This window comes from Deinococcus apachensis DSM 19763, from assembly GCF_000381345.1.
Lineage (GTDB): Bacteria > Deinococcota > Deinococci > Deinococcales > Deinococcaceae > Deinococcus > Deinococcus apachensis.
Genome location: NZ_KB906432.1, coordinates 1 through 17,140 on the forward strand (window position 1 = coordinate 1; position 17,140 = coordinate 17,140).

The window sequence follows — 17,140 nt, forward strand, 5'->3', positions numbered from 1 at the left end:
CTCCTTTCAGGGTCTTTTTGCTTTTTCCATTGCGGATGTTGCCGCTCGGATTGCCCACGGCCTGCCGGGTTTCATGACCGAGATGGTGCGTCAACTCGGCATCCAGAGCGCGTTCCAGGATCGCCTTGGTGAACTGCTGGATGAGGTCGCCGACGTCCATAGCGGTACGACGGCCTTCGAGGGCAGCGTCGAGCAGCGCGGGGTCGAAGAGGGGCTTGTCCTTCGGTTTGGGCATACAGAGCTCCTTTCTTCAGGATGCTTTCTGCCAGCCCAACCCACAAACTTCTGCGCACGCTCTGGGTACGTTTTCCTCTTGCTGAGATTATTTACGCCGTTTGGCTCGGTCGCCACTTCACCTTGAGCTATCGGCTCGCAAGCTATCAGGACCAACAGCAGCGACTACACCCCCTGCCAACGCCCGGCCCCCATCTCGCAGGACACCAGGGGACGTGTCGGTCACCGATGCTGAAGATCTCAACTACTCCTTCAGCACCCACCGGCGCGGCGTGTGCTCCCATCACGGCGGCGTGAGCACCTGGTATTGACCTGGGGCGACGAAGCCCCTCGGCCCTGTCGAAGCCGGAGGGGGTGGCGCCTGGCTCGTCGCTCAACCGCCCTCCACATTTCCTTCAGGAAGCCGGGGAACGTTCCTCCCGACGGGCGTCCGAATCTTCGTTTGCGGTCGCGGGAACGCCAATGCCCAGCAGAGGGTCCCCCTCGTTCATGGCGAGGCTGGTGACGACGAAGAGGACCGTGCCTCCTCGCGGGGCATGGAAGGTCCGAAGGTCCCGCCCGGTGAGGTCGCGCAGGGTGCCGACGACCTGCCCCTCGTTGACAGTCTCGCCTGCGCCCACGGCAGGGTGCCACAGGCCGCTTGCAGGGGAGGACAGCCAGGCGAGGGCGGTGTGCTCCGTGACCGGTGGGGTTGCGTTCGGTGAGGGGGCGAGCATTCCCAGGTATCGCATCGCGCGTCGTGTGCCCTCCACCAGCCGGGCGACCTCGGCGGGGGGCCGCAGTCCCTGCCCGCTCGCCTCCGCGATGATCGCGGGGAGGCCGTGCGTATGGGTTACCTCCAGCGTCATACCCCGGCTATCCGTGGCCACGACGTTCGGGAGGCCGAAGGCCAGCGCGAGCGCCCGGGACGCCTCGTGCCCCCGCACGTAGATCGAGAACGGCTCCAGGGCCTCGACGAGGTCGCCGCCGTGCAGGTCGATCAGAGCGTCCGCCTGCGAGAGGAACTCGCCGTGAATCCAGTGGGCGAGGCGCTCGGCGTAGGTGCCCCCGGCTTGGCCTGGAAATACCCGGTTGAGGTTCCGTCCGTCAATAGGGTTCACATAGATGCGCCGTTCCCAGAAGGCACTGGGGTTCACCACGGGCAGGACGACGAGGGTGCCGCTCAGCCCGGCGGGGTCAGTGTCCGCCAGCTCGTACGCCGCGTCGATGCTGGCGTACTCCGCACCGTGCACTCCGGCGGTCACGAGCAGCGTTGGCCCCTCCCGCATCCCGCGTACCACGACGAAGGGAAGGTGGGTGTCAGGGTGGAGGGGGGCTTCGAGGAGGCCTCGTTGGGTGGTGCCGGGCGTGGCGTTCTGAATGAGGTCGAGCATCGGTTACCTCCGGGGGACGTCGTGATGGGGAGTTGCTGTGGACGCCGCTCCCAGTAAACCCCAGTTCCCGCCGTGGCGGCGTCGGCACGTCCGGTGTGTCCCGGGGGAAGGGCGAGCTGAATGGGTTCAACTCAAGCTCTAGCAGCCCACGTCCCTGAAGGCAGCCAGCGGCATCGGGCGGTCTACCGCACGACTCGTGAGAACGGAGGAGCCCCCCTCGCCCTGACGGACGTCAACACCAGGGAGGGTGAGGGGAGTACCTGGGACGTGGTGGGGGCGCGTCTCATGCCTTGCGCGTGCCTTGTCACGGAAGATATTGGAGCCGCAGAGAAGGCCGAATCCTGAATGAGGGCGGAGAGAAGTCAGGATGCTCGCACCTTATAGAAGGAGGCCACCAAACGCTTCTCTTCTCATACACTGGGACTTGCAACCCCAGTGATTCGTTTGGAGGAGAGGAGAGCATGTCCGCTGATTTGCCCCCACTCTCGCGTATCCGCACACCCGACCAGAAGTTACGGGTCTTTGTCAGCTCCACCCTGCAGGAGTTGGCGGAGGAACGTCGGGCCGCCCACGCGGCCATTGAACGGCTGCGCCTGAGCCCGGTCATGTTCGAGCTGGGCGCCCGGCCGCATCCGCCCCGCGACCTGTACCGCGCCTACCTGGAGCAGAGCGACGTGTTCGTGGGCATCTACTGGCAGCGTTACGGCTGGGTGGCTCCGGGTGAGGACGTCTCCGGGCTGGAGGACGAATACCGCCTCTCCGGGCAGAGGCCCAAACTGCTGTACATCAAGACCCCGGCGCCGCAGCGGGAAGAACGCCTGACACAGTTGATCGAGCGGATCCAGCACGAGGACGCGGCCTCCTACCGCCCCTTCAACACGGCGAGGGAATTGCGTGAGCTGCTCGAGAACGACCTCGCCCTGCTGCTCACTGAGCGTTTCGATGCGCCGCCTGTATCACCACCGCCGCCCGCTGCCGCTGAGGCACAAGGCTCCAAGCTGGCGTCGTCTGCGTCCCTGCCCGTGCCACCCACACCCCTGATTGGACGAGAGCGGGAGGTGCGCGACGTGCTGGCCCTGCTGGAGCGGGAGGGCGTGCAGTTGGTGACTCTGTTGGGCCCGGGTGGGATTGGCAAGACCCGCGTCGCCATTGCGGTAGCGCAACGGGCCGTGACGGGAGGGCAACGGGTCGATTTCGTCGATCTCTCGCAGGTGCGCGACGGGGCGCTGGTACCCGCCGCAATCGCCCGCGCGTTCCAGCTCCAGGCCACCGTTCCGCCCCTGAACGCCCTGCGTCTGGCGCTGGCGAACGAACACCTGCTGCTGGTGCTCGACAACTTCGAACAGGTCGTGGACGCGGCGCCGTTCGTGGCCGCCCTGTTGGAAGCCGTACCCGGGGTCAAGGTCCTGGTGAGCAGCCGGGCCGCCCTGCACCTTTCCGCCGAGCACGAGTACCCCCTCGCCCCCCTGTCCCTGCCCAGTGAGGGGGGGCGAGCGGTCTTGGAGCGGGTGGCCCAGTCGGAGGCCGTACAACTGTTCGTTCAACGCGCCAGCGCAGTAAAGCCGGGCTTTGAGCTCACGCTGGAAAATGCCCTGATCATCATGGAGATCGTTTCGAGGCTCGACGGGTTGCCGCTCGCCATCGAATTGGCGGCCGCCCGGATCAAACTGTTGCCCCCTGCCGCGTTGCTCGCCCGCTTGCAGTCGGCGCTGGACTTGGGAGGCGCGCGGGACCTACCTGAACGGCAACGGACGTTGAGAAGCACACTGGATTGGAGTTACGGGCTGCTGCGCCCCGATGAACAGGCGTTGCTGGCGCGACTGGGGGTTTTCGAGGGGAGTGCGAGCCTGGAGGCGATCGAGGCCGTGTGCGGCCGCCCGGATGCCCAACTGCTTGCCGCTCTGGAGGGCCTGGTGGAGCAGAGCCTGCTGCGGCAGCAGGACGCGGCAGACGAGGCACGTTTCACCCTGCTGGGCAGTGTGCGCGATTACGCCTGGGAGAAACTGACCGGGTCGGGCGCGGTCGAGGACGCCGTCTCCCGCCATGAGACCTATTTCCTGAACTTGATGGAAGGATTGGAACCTGAGCAGTTCGGCCCGCGGCAGCAGAACGTGTTCGACCGTGTCGATCGCGACCGCTTCAATCTGTGGGCCGCGGCGCGCCGGGCTGCAGAACGTGGGCGGCCCGAGGTCACGGTGCGGCTGGTCTGGTCCGCGGAGACGTACCTGATGGTGCGGGGCGAGATGGGGACCGTGAGGGACCTGATGGAGGGCGTCCTGGCCCCGGAGGTCGCGGGGACACCGCTCCCACCGTTGTGGCGCGCCCGGGCGATGGCCGTCGCAGGGACAATGGCCGTCCTTCTGGGAGGTGGTGAGAAGGGCACAACGGCCCAACTGGAAGCGGCTCTCACCTCCATGCGTGAACTTCACGACGAGGAGGGGGAGGCCCGAACGCTGCTTCCCCTGGGGATGAGTTACGCGTACAGCTCACCCCCTGACGTGCGGGCCGCTTCCACGTTGGAAGCCGCGCGCGTCCGCGCGCAGGAGCGGGGAGACATCCTGGTCCAGACGCTCACGCTGGGCCAGATTGGCCTGTACCGCAGCGTGCAGGGGGATCAGTCCGGGGCCTTCGAGGCGTACACGGAAGCGTACACGTTGGCACGGAGCATCAACCTTGCGCTACCCCTCATCACCGCGCTGCTTCCACTCGCTTTCGGGTACCTCGCGCGAAACGACCCGGAAACTGCGGCCGCACAACTGCAGGAGGCCCTGAGCCGTTCGCGGACATTGGGGTACCGCGATGGTGTCGCGTGGGCGCTGGAGGGCAGCGCGGTGCTGGCATTCTGGCGGCGGCGCGACCGCGATGCGGCCCGGCTTCTTGGGGCAGCGGCCGCGTTCCGGCGCGCCTTTGGGTCCTCCATGTGGACCTTGACCAGCGCGCTGGTCGAGCCTTACCTCCGGGAATTGCACCAGAGACTGGATGATCAGGCTTTCGCCCAGGCTCAGGGGGAAGGCGAAGCGCTGGGAACGGAAGACGCACTGGCCCTCGCACAAAGCCTGCTGGGGGAATATTACCGTTCCTCGGCAGGCTAAAGACAGGAGGTGGTCACCCGGCTCCTTTGCCGGGGGTGGCAAGTTATCGGGGTAGGGTGACGTGGTGCTCGGCGGTCAGGAACTCCCCGGCTAGAGAACGGCACCCCGGTAAAATTGCAGGCCCTCGGTGTCACACACCGCATCCAGGTCCGGGGCCAGGGCCTCCAGCGCCTGCGTGAAATGGCCCTCCTGGGAGAGCGCCCACCCCCGAAGACGCTCAGGAAGGGCGCCTTCAGCCCGGCGGCGCGGGTCTCCCCGATCACCTCCAACGTCCGTTCGTGCCGTCGCAGAATGCTCAGGAGCCGAAGGTGGAGCCGCACCCCCGACTTGCCCCCGCGCACCTCGGCGGGCAGCCGCGAGAACAGGTCGAGGAGGTGGGAGAACTGGGCGCCCGCCCCCGGCCTGACCCGCCGCCCGTGCGAGCGTGTGCAGGGCGAGGTCCGCCCGGCCTTCCTCCAGCAGGGCCGTGACGGAAGTGGTCCATTCCTCGTCGGTCACGAACGCGGAAGCGGGGTGGGGCACGCCCCGAGTGTAGGGGTTACCCCGCCCGTTCGCCCTTCCTCAGCCTCCGCCCGTCTCCCCCTTGTCGTCATCTCCCGCCAGCCAGACGGGGGCGGGGGTGTGCGTCAGCGGCCCATGGGGTGCGGAGCGGTGAAGCAGCGCCGTCCCGCCCAGCACGGTGACCAGTAATGCGGCGAGAAGGCGAAAAGGTGTGGGTGGAACGGACAGGAGCGTGCGGCATGGTGGCTCTCCCCGGGCTGGGTGTGGCCCCGGAACGGGACATGACGGCCCTCCAGCTCCCGGCCCGGGTGGGCGCGGGTTCTGCGGGAATCCGGTCCGGGTGGTACGCCCGTCCGCGTAGGACAGGGGCGCTTGGCGCTGTCTGCGTCGCGCTTTTTCTCTGGCGACGCCCCACAGTGCCGGGGGAGAGCGTCAAATTCGGTCGTCCGGTTTCGGTGCCGTGGAGAGTTGTGCGGGTCAGGGCTGGAGGCGCTGGGCAGGGGTTAAGAGCCTCCTGTCTCCGCACGCTTTGGTCTTGAAAATCCCCGGCTGGGAACGTCCTGGCCGGGGCGAAAGGAAAACATCGTCCTGTGGATTTGTGTGCGCGCCACCCTGGGAACGGGTTCAACTCGCGCCGTATGACAACGATAGGCTGAGGCACAAGGATTAAGCGAGGCTTGGCTGCCCTTCTCGTCGTTTGAGACTCGTGTTGGTGGAGGGGCGTTCCCGACGGGGGTGGGGATGTTCCGTTGTTAGGCCCGACACCGATCACCACGTTGCTGTTTTCTTCGTTTAGGCGGGGATGTTCTGGTGTGGCTCTGTATTGGGAGCTCCCTGGCGTTTTCTCTACGTCGGTGGAGATGATTCGATCTCAACTGACCTGTTAATGTCTCTGTTCCAAAAGCAAAAAGGCGCGTTCTACACGCGCCCTTTACGTTTCTCTCGCTTACTTCGGCTCGTTCACGATCACGATGCGGCCCTCGGGTTGGGCGTCGACCGTCGGATGGGCCTTGAAGTAGTTCACCAGGATGTCGATGTCCAGCGTGCCCGTGTCGATGCGGCGCCCCTTGGCGTTCTTGAACACGTCGAAGGCGTCACCACCCTTGGCCGTGAAGGTGTTCATGGCGACGGTGTACGTCTTGGCGTCGTCCAGCGGCTGGCCGTTCAGGGTGACGGCGGTGACGCGGTTCCCGGCGGGCTTGGAAAGGTCGAAGGTGTAGCTCATGCCCTTGGACACGTGCAGGAACTGGCCCTTGCTCTCGCTCCAGGTGGCGACGCCATGCTCCAGCGCCTGCTTGATCTCGGCCCCGGTGAGGTCCAGCAGCGTCAGCGTGTTGCCGAAGGGCTGTACGGTGATGGCTTCCTCAAAGGTGATGGGGCCAGCGTCGATGGAGGAGCGCACGCCGCCGCCGTTCACGAAGGCCATGACGGCACCGCCCTTCTGCCCGGCTTCCAGCGCGGCGTCGGCCAGCACGTTCGCCATGCCGCTCTCGCGCTTGCGGACGATCTCGCGGCTGCCGTTCAGGCCCTGGGGGGTATTGCCGATGACCTGCCTGCGGAGGTTGGCGATGGGTACGCTCAGCGTCTCGATCATCCGCTTGGCGGTGGGGTCCTCGGGAAGGTCAGCGGACACGGCGATGGGCTGGCCCTCGTAGCTCTCGACCGCGCCCGCGTCATTGAAGGTGACCTTGATGCGGCCCAGCACCTTGCCCCACTCCCAGGCGGCGACGAGCAGCGTGCGGTTGCCGTCGGGGTTCTGCACGATGGTGGGGTACGGCCCCTCGCTGGGCGGGAAGTCCTTGTTGTTAAACGTTCCCAGCAGCGTGTGGGAGTGCCCACCCACGATCACGTCGAGGCCGGGCACGGTCTTGGCGACCTCCTGCTCCAGCGGGTAGCCCAGGTGCGACACGAGGATGATCTTGTCGATGCCCTGACCCTGCAGCGCCTTCACGCTGTTGTTCAGGCTCTGTGTCAGCTCCAGCATCTTCACGTTGTCGCCCGGAGAGCTGATCAGCGGCAGGTCGGGCGTCACAGCGCCGATCACGCCGACCTTCTGACCGGCCACGTTCAGCACGGCGTAGGGCTTGATCAGGTCCTTGAGGAGCGGCTCGGTGCTCACGTCCAGGTTGGAGGCCAGCAGTGGGAACTGCGCCTTCTGGGCGAAGCGGGCGAGCGCCTCGGGGCCGTTGTCGAACTCGTGGTTGCCCACGGCCATCGCCTGGTAGCCCTGGAGGTTCATGAACAGCACGTCGGCCAGGCCCTGGTAGACGTTATAGAAGAGGGTCCCCTGGAAGGTGTCCCCACCTGACAGCACAAGGGGGTTGGTGTCCTCGGCGGCGTACTTGCGGACCAGGGCCGTCTGGCGCGCGTAGCCGCCGTAGGTGCCCTCGCCGACCTTGACGGGGTCGAGGTGCCCGTGCAGGTCGTCGGTGTGGAGAATCGTGACGGTCAGGGGTGCGGCAGACGCGGCGGAGCCCAGGAGGGCGGCACAGAGGAGCCAGAGTTTCATAAGCGCGACCATAATAAGCGGTTTGAGCACCTTGTGGGAGGTCCTTCCCCACCCGGCCCGGGTAGACTCGGGCATGACCCAACTGGACTTCGCCGGGAACGTGGCCGCGCTACGCGCCATGGGAGATTCGCCCGAGGAGGTGCGGGACCGCCTTGCCCGGGAACTGGGCGCCTTCGAGGCCGCCGTCCTCGCCGCGCAGCCACAATGGCACGAGACGTTGCCGTTCCGGGCCTGGACCGCCGCGCAGGAGAGCGAACACGTGATCCTGGTCAACGAGGGCACCGCGCGCATCGTGGCCCTGCTGCTCTCGGACCGTCCGCTGCGCCCGGTGCCCCCCGTGCCCGGCGAGCTGGTCGAGGGACGGCGGCAGGCCCCCACCGGAACGCGCCCCGGCCCCGACCAGCCCTGGGAAACGCTGCGGGAACGCCATGCCACCGCCCGGGAAGCCCTGCTGAGTCACGCCCCCCGCGCGACTGACGACCCCGGACGCCGCTTCTTCCACCCCTTCATGGGGGAAATCACGGCGCTCGACTGGCTGCGGATGGCCGCCTTTCACATCCGGCACCACCGCAAGCAGCTCCAGGCGGCCAGCAACCAGGGCTGACGGCGGGGGAGGGGTCACGGTCCCGAAAAGCGGGACGCCCCTGCCTTTTTAGCGATCCGTTTATGTCCCCCGCGGCAGATTGCCGCCCATGAGAGAGCCGCACACAGAGCTGGCCGGGGACGCGGCCGCTCGCGCGCGCCCGGACGCGGGGGAGCCATGCCGCTGACCCGCGTGATCGAGCAGACCGTTCCGGTCACGTTCCGCTACGCCGTCCAGTTCACCCACGGCCTGTTCGGGCCGGAGAACGGGGTCCTGCGGGACACGCTGGCGGGCAAGGGCGGGGAGAGCGTCAAGGTCCTCTGCGTCCTCGACGCTGGGGTGGGCGAGGCGTTCCCAGACCTTGCGCGGCAGATCGGGGCCTACTTCGCCCGGCACGCGGACGCGATGCAGCTGGTCGCGCCGCCCCTCGTCGTGCCGGGGGGCGAGCGGGTCAAGGGGGACACCCGCCACGTCGGGCAGGTGCAGGACGCCATTCACGCGCACGGCATCGACCGCCACTCCTATGTGATCGTGGTCGGCGGTGGCGCCGTGATCGACATGGTGGGCTTCGCGGCGGGCACCGCGCACCGGGGCGTGCGGCTGGTGCGGGTGCCCACTACCGTGCTGGCACAGAACGACTCGGGCGTGGGCGTCAAGAACAGCGTGAACGCCTACGGCAAGAAGAACTGGCTGGGCACCTTCGCGCCGCCCTACGCGGTCCTCAACGACCTCGACTTCCTGGCCGCGCTGGAGGAACGCGACTGGCTCAGTGGCCTCGCCGAGGCGGTCAAGGTGGCGCTGCTCAAGGACGCCAGCTTCTTCACCTGGCTGGAGGAGAACGCCCCGGCACTCGTGGCCCGCGACCTGGAGGCGATGGAATACGCCGTCTACCGCTGCGCCGAGCTGCACCTCGCCCACATCGCGGGCAGCGGTGATCCCTTCGAGATGGGGTCCTCGCGGCCCCTCGACTTCGGGCACTGGGCGGCGCACAAGCTCGAAAGCCTGACAAGTTACGCGCTGAGGCACGGCGAGGCGGTGGCGGTCGGGCTGGCACTCGACTGCACCTACGCGGCGCTCAAGGGGATGTTGCCCGAGGCCGACTGGCGGCGCGTCCTCGACCTGCTGCTCGCCCTGCGGCTGCCCGTCTACGTGCCCGAACTCGGCACCTCCGCCCAGGACCCCGCCGACCCCTCCAGCGTGCTGAGCGGCTTGAACGAGTTCCGCGAGCATCTGGGCGGGCGCCTCACCATTCCGCTGCTGACCCATATCGGGCGCGCGACCGAGGTTCACGAGATGGACTTCGGCCTTCTGCGCCGCACGGTCGGCCTCCTCCAGGACCTGCACACTCACCCCACACGAGGAACCTCATGGCTTTCCACGAAGGCACCTGCCTGCTGACCCAGACCGAACTGCTCGACCTCTCCTTCATGGAACACCGGGCGCAACTGCTCGCCGTGGCGGCCTTCCTCGACCGGCTGAACCGGGCACAGGGGGCGGCGCAGGCGAGCGCTGAACAGGACTTCCGCCTGCGCGCCTTCCGCGAGGCCCTGGAGGTGCTGACCTCCCCCGCGCCCGGGCGCGTCAAGCGGGCGCAGATGCTGCTGAGCGATCAGAACCTCGAACTGCTGGATCTGCGCGACTCGCAGAGCGCCTTTGGGGCGTCGCGCCGGGTCGCTGCCGACCCAAATAGCGAGGTGGAGCAATGAACTACATCGACATGCACGCGCACATGATCTCGCGCACCACCGACGACTATCACCGGATGGCGCTGACGGGCTGCCTCGCCGTTACCGAGCCCGCTTTCTGGTCGGGGCGCGACCGGCTCGGGCCGCAGGCGTTCGCCGACTATTTCGACCACCTCACCACCTTCGAGCCCGCGCGGGCGGCGCAGTACGGCATCGCCCACTACACCTGGCTGTGCCTCAACCCCAAGGAGGGCGAGGACCGCGAGCTGGCCCGGCAGGTGCTTGCCCTCATCCCCGACTTCCTGGACCGCCCCAACGTGCTCGGCATCGGCGAGATCGGCCTGAACCGCGTCACGCGCAACGAACTCGCTACCTTCCACGACCATGTGGAACTCGCGCTGGAGCACGGCCAGCTCATCCACATCCACACGCCGCACCTGGAGGACAAGTACAAGGGCACCCGCGTGATGGTGGAGGCGCTGGCAGCGGACCCCCGCATCGACCCGGGCCGCGTGATGATCGACCACGCCGAGGAACACACCGTCGAGATGATCCTCGACCATGGCTTCTGGACAGGCCTCACCCTCTACCCCAGGACGAAGGCGTCCCCCGCCCGCGCCATCGACATGATCGAGATGTACGGCCCGGAGCGCCTGATCGTCGCCTCGGCCTGCGACTGGGGTCCCAGCGATTCGCTGGCGGTGCCCGAGTTCGTGCTGGAGGCTCGGCGGCGGGGGCACGACGACGCCCTGATCGAGCGGATCGTGCTGGACAACCCGGCGCAGTTCCTGGGGCAGTCCTCCAAGTTCGTGCCGGTCAAGCCCGGGCGCGCGAAGGTCGCGGCGGACTGATGCAGCTCGCCGGAGGAGTGCAGCTCACCTACTGCACCAACATCCACCTCTCGTCCGGTTTGAGCGAGGTGCGGGCGAATCTGGAACGGTACGCGGTGCCGCTCAAGGCCCGCCTGTCTCCGGACGCCCCCTTCGGCATCGGCCTGCGCCTGTCCGGGCAGGAGAGCGCGGAACTGCTGGAAGGTTCGGCGCTCTCCGACTTCAGGACGTTTCTGGACGGGCGCGGCCTGTACGTCTTCACCATGAACGGCTTTCCCTATGGCCCTTTTCACGGTCAGCCCGTCAAGGCGCAGGTCCACGCGCCCGACTGGCGGGACGAGGAGCGGGTGGCCTACACCCTGCGTCTCGCCGAGATTCTGGCCGCCTTGCTCCCCGAGGGTGAGGAGGGCGGCATCTCGACCAGCCCGCTGTCCTACCGGGAGTGGGTGGGGGAGGGGGACTGGGAAAACCTGACCCGGAATGTGGTGCGGGTGGTGGCGGCCCTGGTTCGCCTGCGCCAGACGCGGGGCCACCTCATCCACCTCGACATCGAGCCCGAGCCGGACGGGCTGCTGCAATGCAGTGATGACCTCGCCCGCTTCTTCACCGGGCATCTGCTGGAGGAGGGGGCGCGGGACCTTGCGGCGTGGCTGGGGATTGACCTTGACCAAGCCCGCGACCACCTGAGAGACCACGTCCAGGTCTGCTTCGACACCTGCCACGTCGCCGTGATGTACGAGGACCCGGCGCGGGCTTTGCGAACTTACGAGCAGGCGGGTCTTCGTATCGGCAAAATCCAGATCAGCTCGGCGCTCAAGCTCGCCTTGCCCCCAGACCCCGAGGCGCGGCTGGATGTGGCCCGGGCGCTGGGGCCTTTTGCGGAGGGAACCTATCTCCATCAGGTCATCGCCCGGCGTCAGGATGGAACGGTCGTGCAGTACCCCGACCTGCCGCCCGCACTCGCCGAGTTGAACGGGCCAGCGTTTACGGAATGGCGCGTGCATTTCCATGTCCCCGTCTTCCTGGAACGCGCGGGGCTGTTCGGCTCAACTCAGGCCGAGATCGTGGAGACGCTCGCCCTGCTACGGGAAAAGCCCTTCACCCGCCACCTCGAAATCGAGACCTACACCTGGGATGTGTTGCCGGACGAGCTGAAATTGCCGCTCCTCGACTCCATCGAACGCGAGTACCGCTGGGTGCAGGATGTCCTCTAGCACCCTCCGGCCCAACCTATCGCGGCGGCTGCACGGGCACCTGTCGCTGGCCCGCATCTCCAACAGTCCGACGGTGGTGACGAACGCGCTGGCGGGGGCAGCGCTGGCGGGTGGGAACGGCGTGACGCTCGTCCTGGTGGCCGCCGCGATGGTGCTGTTCTACACGGCCGGGATGTACCTCAATGACCTGCTCGACCTGGGGCTCGACCGCCGGGAGCGGCCCGAGCGTCCGCTGCCCTCGGGATTGATCCCGGTTGGCGAGGCATGGGTCGTGACCGCGGCGCTGTTTGGCATTGGCCTGCTGCTGCTCCTGCCTGCCGGGGGAAAAGCCCTCCTCAGCGGCCTCGGGCTCGTCGGCCTGATCGTGTTCTACGATGTCTGGCACAAGACGAACCCGCTGAGCCCCGTAGTCATGGCGGCGACCCGCGCGATGGTGTATGTGACGGCTGGGCTGGCCTTCCTGCCGCAGCTCACGACGCCGTTGAACGTCTGGGCCGCGCTCCTCGCCGCGTACATCGCGGGGCTCACCTACGTGGCAAAGACCGAGAACCGGCGGGGCACCGCGCGCTTCTGGCCGGTCGCGCTGGTGGCCGCGCCCGCCGTGTATGGCTTGGTCGGCGGCTTCGGCTGGGGAGCGGCGCTCCTTGCCCTGCTCCTGGCGGCCTGGGTTGGCCACAGCCTGACCTTCGTGTACGGGCGCAAGCGCGACATCGGCGGGGCGGTGGGCCGCATGATCGCCGGAGTCTGCCTGCTCGACGCGCTCGTGCTGGGGGTGGCGGGGGCCTGGTCCTGGCTACCCTGGGCGCTCGCCGCCTTCTTCCTGACCCGCTGGTGGCAGCGCCACATCAAAGGAACCTGATATGCAACGAACCGCCGTCATCAACATCGTGGGCCTGAGCCCGGACCTGCTGGGGCCGCACCTGCCGCGCCTGACCGCGTTTGCACAGAGGGGCAGGCAGGTCCCCGTCGAGAGCCTGCTCCCCGCCGTCACCTGCTCCGTGCAGGCGACCTACCTCACTGGGCGGTGGCCGAGCGAACACGGCATCGTGGGCAACGGCTGGTACTTCCGTGACGAGTGCGAGGTCAAGTTCTGGCGGCAGTCCAACCGGCTGATCGAGGCGCCCAAGATCTGGGACGTGGCGCGGGAGCGCGACCCCGGCTTCACCGTCGCCAACATCTGCTGGTGGTACAACATGTACTCCAGCACCGACTACGCCGTCACCCCGCGTCCGATGTACCCGGCCGACGGCCGCAAACTGCCCGACTGCTACACCCAGCCCGCCGAGTTGCGCGACGAGTTGCAGGCCAAGCTGGGCACCTTCCCGCTCTTCACCTACTGGGGGCCGAACGCGAACATCGCGTCGAGCCGCTGGATCGCGGAGGCGGCGAAGTACGTGGAGGAGAAGCACTCGCCGACGCTCAACCTGGTGTACCTGCCCCACCTCGACTACGGGTTGCAAAAGTACGGCCCCGACCTGAACGCGATGAAAGACGACCTCGCCGCCATCGACGAAGTTGCAGGCGACCTGATCGACTTCTACGAGCGGCGCGGGGTGAGCGTCGTGATCGTCTCGGAATATGGAATCGAGCAGGCGTGGCGTCCGGTCCACATCAACCGCGCGCTGCGCGAGGCGGGCCTGATCGCCGTGCGCGAGGAACTGGGCCGCGAACTCCTCGACGCGGGCGTGAGCGCGGCTTTTGCCGTCGCCGACCACCAGGTCGCCCACGTGTACGTGAACGACCCGGCCCGCATGGACGAGGTCCGCGCCCTGCTGGAGCGCCTGCCCGGCGTGGCCGAGGTGCTGGACGAGGAGGGCAAGCGCCGATACCACCTCGACCATCCGAGGGCCGGGGAGTTCGTGGTGGTCGCCGAGCCCGGCGCCTGGTTCACCTACTACTACTGGCAGGACGACGACCGCGCGCCCGACTTCGCCCGCACGGTGGACATCCACCGCAAGCCCGGCTACGACCCGGTCGAACTGTTCATGGACCCGCACTCGCCCGCGCGGCTCAAGGCGGGGGTGGCGCTGGCAAAGAAGAAGCTGGGCTTCCGCTACCTGCTCGACGTGATCGGCTTCGACGCCACGCTGGTGCGCGGGTCGCACGGCCGGGCGAATATGGGGCCGGAGTCTGGACCGCTCCTCATCACCTCGCAACCCCATCTGGTTCCCCAACCCCACCTCGCCCCGACCGATGTGTTCGGCGTGATTCTGGCGCACCTGGGCCTCGCCCACGAGGCGTGGGACTGGTCGCCCGAGGGTGAGCCCGCGCTTCGGGGCCGGGGAGACTGAGGACAGCCTTGAACACGCCGCTCACCCTGTCCGCCGTGAATGCCCTCCCGTCCGCCGAGTTTGTGCGGCACTTCGGGGGCGTGCTGGAACACAGCCCGCGCTATGCCGAGGGGGTGAGCCGGGAGCGCCCTTTTGGAAGCGTGGAGGAGTTGGCTGCCGCCTTCACCGCCGCCGTCTTCTGGGACACCCCCGAGCAGCAGCTCGCCCTGATCCGCGCCCACCCCGACCTCGCCGGAAAGGCGGCGCTGGCGGGCGAGGTCACCGCCGAGTCGGCCTCCGAGCAGGCGTCGGCGGGGCTGGACCGCCTCACGCCCGAGGAGTACGCCGAGTTTCACCGCCTGAACGCGGCGTACCACACGAAGTTCGACATGCCCTACATCGTCTGTGTACGGGAACATACCAAGTCGAGCATCCTGGCGGGCGCGGCCGAGCGCCTGGACAACACCCCCGAGCAGGAGCGGGAAACGGCCCTGAGGGAAATCGGCAAGATCGCCCGTCTGCGCGTGCTCGACCTGGTGCGCCAGGACCCGGAAGGAGGACCGGCAGTGACCCAGCCGCAGGAGGCCCAGCCCCGTGTAAAGGTCCGGCTCGGCGAGAACAATTACGGCAAGGCCGAGGTGCAGCTCTTCAAGGTCTTCCGGGGCACCCCGCGCCACGAGATTCGGGACGTGCGCGTCCGGGTGGGCATGATCGGTGCTTTCGAGGCGGCGCACGTGCGGGGGGACAACTCGGGCCTGCTCGCCACCGATACGGTGCGGAACACGATCTACGCGCTCGCCAAGGAAGGTTTTCAGGGCAGCGTCGAGGAATTCGGCCAGGAGCTGGTCCGTCACTTCGTGGAGACCGGGCCGAAGGTCACGGGCGCCTTCGCCGAGTTCACCGAGCACCTGTGGGACCGCATCGAGGTCGGCGGGCAGGGGCACGACCACGCCTTCGTCCGCCAGATGCCCAGGCACACCGCCCGGGTGGACGGGGACGGCCGGACCTTCAAGGTGACCTCCGGCATTGAGGAGCTGTACGTCCTCAAGACCACCCAGAGCGGGTGGGCGGGTTACCTGCTCGACGAGCGTTTCACCACCCTGCCCGAGACGACCGACCGCATCATGGCGACCTTCGTGACGGCGAAGTGGGAGTACAACACGGCGCAGGTGAATTACGACGACGTGTGGGGGCGGGTCTACCGCCAGATTCAGGAGACCTTCACCGACCACTACTCGCCCAGCCTCCAGAACACCCTCTACCGCATGGGCGAGGCGGTGCTGACCCGCTGCCCGGAGATCTCGCGGATCTGGTTCCAGATGCCCAACAAGCACCACCTGAAATACAACCTCGAACGTTTCGGGATCGAGAACGAGGGCGAAATCTTCCACGTGGACCCCGAACCCTACGGCCTGATGGAAGCGTGGGTCGAGCGCGCTTGATGACCGGGCAGGTGGGCCGAACGCGGGCCGTCCCGTCCCACGCGGGGCTGACGACGCACGTCCTCGACACGGCGCGGGGTCGCCCGGCACAGGGCATACGCGTCGAACTCTTCCGGGTGGAGGGCGGGGGGCGCTGGCGGGTCGCGCAGTCGGTGACGAACGCCGACGGCCGCACCGACGCCCCGCTGATCGAGCGTGGCAGCCTCGAGCCCGCCACCTACGAGCTGACCTTCCACATCGCGCCGTATTTCGAGGGGTTCGAGGGGGCGCCGCCCGTCCCCTTCCTCGACCTGGTGACGCTGCGCTTCACGGTGAGCGACACCTCCGGGCATTACCACGTGCCGCTGCTCGTCTCGCCCTGGTCGTACAGCACCTACCGGGGAAGCTGAACCCCTCCTACGGTTTCCGTCCAATCCGTTATCAAATCGGGAAAACGCCGATTTGCCAACTCCTTTCCCGAAAACCGCTTGTTCCTTCTCGCTCCGCTCGGGTCGAACAGATTTTGGAACTGTTCAGCCGGAATCCGTCTCAGTCTCCGAACTTCGGCTCGCCGACCTGATGAGCGCGGCGGTCTCCCCCGCGGGGCTCCCTGACCTACTCGGGACGGGTGAGCCGCAGCGTGTACACGAGTTTTCCGGCGTCGTCTTTCAGGGTCCCCAGGTAACTGTTGTTCTCGAATTTGCCCCGGTAGATGTTGTGGGGCGCGTCGTAGTAGTGCAGTTCCCCCGTGAGGGTATTGCCGTACATGAACAGGGCGACCTCTCCGCCCAGGAACATCGTGAAATCCCCGGCGTGGGGCTTGTTTGCCATGGTGATGCTGGCGCCCAGGACCGCCTTCTCGCCGGTGGCCGCCTTAAATTCGGCCGTCCACGCTCCGGAGGCATCGTAGGGGGAGGGCGGCGGATCGGTCGTCGCGCAGGCGGAGAGGATGAGGGCGCCGACGAGGGGAAGCCAGGCCAGGGTACGCACGCGCCCCAACCTAGCGCAGGTCGGCTGGGGGCTCATCACAGATTTGACGTCGGAACCGGGGACCGGCCGCCGGGCAGGGCCGCAACCCGGACGATGCTGCCTATCGCCTGGCCGCCGAGTCCGTGGAGCCGTGCCCAGGCGCTGCCTACCCCTCAAAACGCGTAGGCTGAAGGAGAAGTCGGCTCCTGTAGCAACCGTAATGCGGGTCAAGGTTGCTTGTGGCGTGGGGGGCCGTCGACGGCGTGTCACGCCGCGGCGGCCTCCCCACGCCACTTCGCCTGAGAACGAACCATCGCGTGCAGGATCATCAGCAACTTCCGCATGCAGGCCACCAATGCGACCTTCTTCGGCTTCCCACGCTCGACGAGTCGGTCGAACCATGCGCGCAGCACCGGATTAAACCGCAATGATGCTACCGTCGCCATGTAGAGCACTTTC

Annotated in this window: 15 protein-coding genes and 2 pseudogenes; 11 read left to right on the top strand and 6 right to left on the bottom strand. The window is 67.4% G+C overall.

Features of this window, described 5'->3' with window-relative positions; genetic code table 11:
- A pseudogene (locus F784_RS27425) lies at positions 1-145 on the bottom strand (transposase); the annotation flags it as partial.
- A 304-nt stretch (positions 146-449) separates the two neighbouring features.
- On the opposite strand from F784_RS27425, the gene F784_RS27960 reads away from it, so the two are divergent.
- Entirely contained in the window at positions 450-545 is a 96-nt protein-coding gene (locus F784_RS27960) for a DUF3761 domain-containing protein (RefSeq protein ID WP_169405728.1), read from the top strand.
- Between the two features lie 84 nt (positions 546-629).
- Here the strand turns inward: F784_RS27960 and F784_RS0121515 are convergent, their stop codons facing one another.
- On the bottom strand, positions 630-1,607 hold the full coding sequence (locus F784_RS0121515) for a succinylglutamate desuccinylase/aspartoacylase family protein (protein ID WP_019588771.1): 978 nt from the start codon (positions 1,605-1,607) through the stop codon (positions 630-632).
- Positions 1,608-2,068: 461 nt separating this feature from the next.
- Here F784_RS0121515 and F784_RS0121520 point away from each other — a divergent pair, with 461 nt between their 5' ends.
- Positions 2,069-4,699, top strand: coding sequence for a DUF4062 domain-containing protein (locus F784_RS0121520; protein ID WP_026332642.1), 2,631 nt, complete (start codon positions 2,069-2,071; stop codon positions 4,697-4,699).
- 90 nt (positions 4,700-4,789) lie between these two features.
- Here F784_RS0121520 and F784_RS26495 read toward each other — a convergent pair whose 3' ends face one another.
- Positions 4,790-5,221, bottom strand: a complete 432-nt coding sequence (locus F784_RS26495) for a hypothetical protein (RefSeq protein ID WP_157465442.1) — start codon at positions 5,219-5,221, stop codon at positions 4,790-4,792.
- 925 nt (positions 5,222-6,146) lie between these two features.
- Positions 6,147-7,721: a bifunctional metallophosphatase/5'-nucleotidase gene (locus tag F784_RS0121525; protein WP_019588772.1), complete on the bottom strand. Its 1,575-nt coding sequence runs from the start codon at positions 7,719-7,721 to the stop codon at positions 6,147-6,149.
- A gap of 61 nt (positions 7,722-7,782) precedes the next feature.
- Between F784_RS0121525 and F784_RS0121530 the strand changes: the two genes are divergently transcribed.
- The 9 genes from F784_RS0121530 to uraH all read left to right on the top strand — a co-directional run bounded on the left by F784_RS0121530 (position 7,783) and on the right by uraH (position 16,122).
- On the top strand, positions 7,783-8,313 hold the full coding sequence (locus F784_RS0121530; RefSeq protein ID WP_019588773.1) for a DinB family protein: 531 nt from the start codon (positions 7,783-7,785) through the stop codon (positions 8,311-8,313).
- A 156-nt stretch (positions 8,314-8,469) separates the two neighbouring features.
- A complete protein-coding gene (locus F784_RS0121535) occupies positions 8,470-9,690 on the top strand; it encodes a 3-dehydroquinate synthase (protein WP_019588774.1) in 1,221 nt (406 codons plus the stop codon).
- Positions 9,660-9,998, top strand: a complete 339-nt coding sequence (locus F784_RS0121540) for a hypothetical protein (protein ID WP_019588775.1) — start codon at positions 9,660-9,662, stop codon at positions 9,996-9,998. Before F784_RS0121535 ends, F784_RS0121540 begins: the two co-directional genes overlap by 31 nt.
- The gene (locus tag F784_RS0121545; protein ID WP_019588776.1) at positions 9,995-10,828 is read left to right on the top strand and encodes a TatD family hydrolase; all 834 of its coding nucleotides are present in this window, start codon (positions 9,995-9,997) and stop codon (positions 10,826-10,828) included. The genes F784_RS0121540 and F784_RS0121545 overlap by 4 nt, the downstream gene beginning before the upstream one ends.
- Complete coding sequence (eboE, locus tag F784_RS0121550; protein ID WP_019588777.1) at positions 10,828-12,021, top strand: metabolite traffic protein EboE; 1,194 nt, start codon at positions 10,828-10,830, stop codon at positions 12,019-12,021. The genes F784_RS0121545 and eboE overlap by 1 nt, the downstream gene beginning before the upstream one ends.
- Positions 12,011-12,880, top strand: a complete 870-nt coding sequence (locus F784_RS0121555) for a UbiA family prenyltransferase (RefSeq protein ID WP_019588778.1) — start codon at positions 12,011-12,013, stop codon at positions 12,878-12,880. Before eboE ends, F784_RS0121555 begins: the two co-directional genes overlap by 11 nt.
- A gap of 1 nt (position 12,881) precedes the next feature.
- Entirely contained in the window at positions 12,882-14,312 is a 1,431-nt protein-coding gene (locus F784_RS0121560) for an alkaline phosphatase family protein (RefSeq protein ID WP_019588779.1), read from the top strand.
- Between the two features lie 8 nt (positions 14,313-14,320).
- Positions 14,321-15,733 carry a factor-independent urate hydroxylase gene (pucL, locus tag F784_RS0121565; RefSeq protein ID WP_019588780.1) on the top strand — a complete coding sequence of 471 codons (1,413 nt, stop codon included), beginning with the start codon at positions 14,321-14,323 and terminating at the stop codon, positions 15,731-15,733.
- On the top strand, positions 15,715-16,122 hold the full coding sequence (uraH, locus tag F784_RS0121570) for a hydroxyisourate hydrolase (RefSeq protein WP_245558011.1): 408 nt from the start codon (positions 15,715-15,717) through the stop codon (positions 16,120-16,122). Before pucL ends, uraH begins: the two co-directional genes overlap by 19 nt.
- 205 nt (positions 16,123-16,327) lie before the next feature.
- Here the strand turns inward: uraH and F784_RS0121575 are convergent, their stop codons facing one another.
- Together F784_RS0121575 and F784_RS26725 are read right to left on the bottom strand one after the other, a co-directional pair.
- On the bottom strand, positions 16,328-16,702 hold the full coding sequence (locus F784_RS0121575) for a hypothetical protein (protein ID WP_157465443.1): 375 nt from the start codon (positions 16,700-16,702) through the stop codon (positions 16,328-16,330).
- A 245-nt stretch (positions 16,703-16,947) separates the two neighbouring features.
- A pseudogene (locus F784_RS26725) lies at positions 16,948-17,140 on the bottom strand (IS110 family transposase); the annotation flags it as partial.

Excerpts from the sequence above, each read along its gene's own strand:
- F784_RS0121560 (WP_019588779.1), top strand. The coding sequence starts at position 12,882 with ATGCAACGAACCGCCGTCATCAACATCGTGGGCCTGAGCCCGGACCTG.
- F784_RS0121530 (WP_019588773.1), top strand. The coding sequence starts at position 7,783 with ATGACCCAACTGGACTTCGCCGGGAACGTGGCCGCGCTACGCGCCATG.
- F784_RS0121555 (WP_019588778.1), top strand. The coding sequence starts at position 12,011 with ATGTCCTCTAGCACCCTCCGGCCCAACCTATCGCGGCGGCTGCACGGG.
- F784_RS0121535 (WP_019588774.1), top strand. The coding sequence starts at position 8,470 with ATGCCGCTGACCCGCGTGATCGAGCAGACCGTTCCGGTCACGTTCCGC.
- eboE (WP_019588777.1), top strand. The coding sequence starts at position 10,828 with ATGCAGCTCGCCGGAGGAGTGCAGCTCACCTACTGCACCAACATCCAC.
- F784_RS0121515 (WP_019588771.1), bottom strand. The coding sequence starts at position 1,607 with ATGCTCGACCTCATTCAGAACGCCACGCCCGGCACCACCCAACGAGGC.
- F784_RS0121545 (WP_019588776.1), top strand. The coding sequence starts at position 9,995 with ATGAACTACATCGACATGCACGCGCACATGATCTCGCGCACCACCGAC.
- F784_RS0121520 (WP_026332642.1), top strand. The coding sequence starts at position 2,069 with ATGTCCGCTGATTTGCCCCCACTCTCGCGTATCCGCACACCCGACCAG.
- F784_RS0121540 (WP_019588775.1), top strand. The coding sequence starts at position 9,660 with ATGGCTTTCCACGAAGGCACCTGCCTGCTGACCCAGACCGAACTGCTC.
- F784_RS0121525 (WP_019588772.1), bottom strand. The coding sequence starts at position 7,721 with ATGGTCGCGCTTATGAAACTCTGGCTCCTCTGTGCCGCCCTCCTGGGC.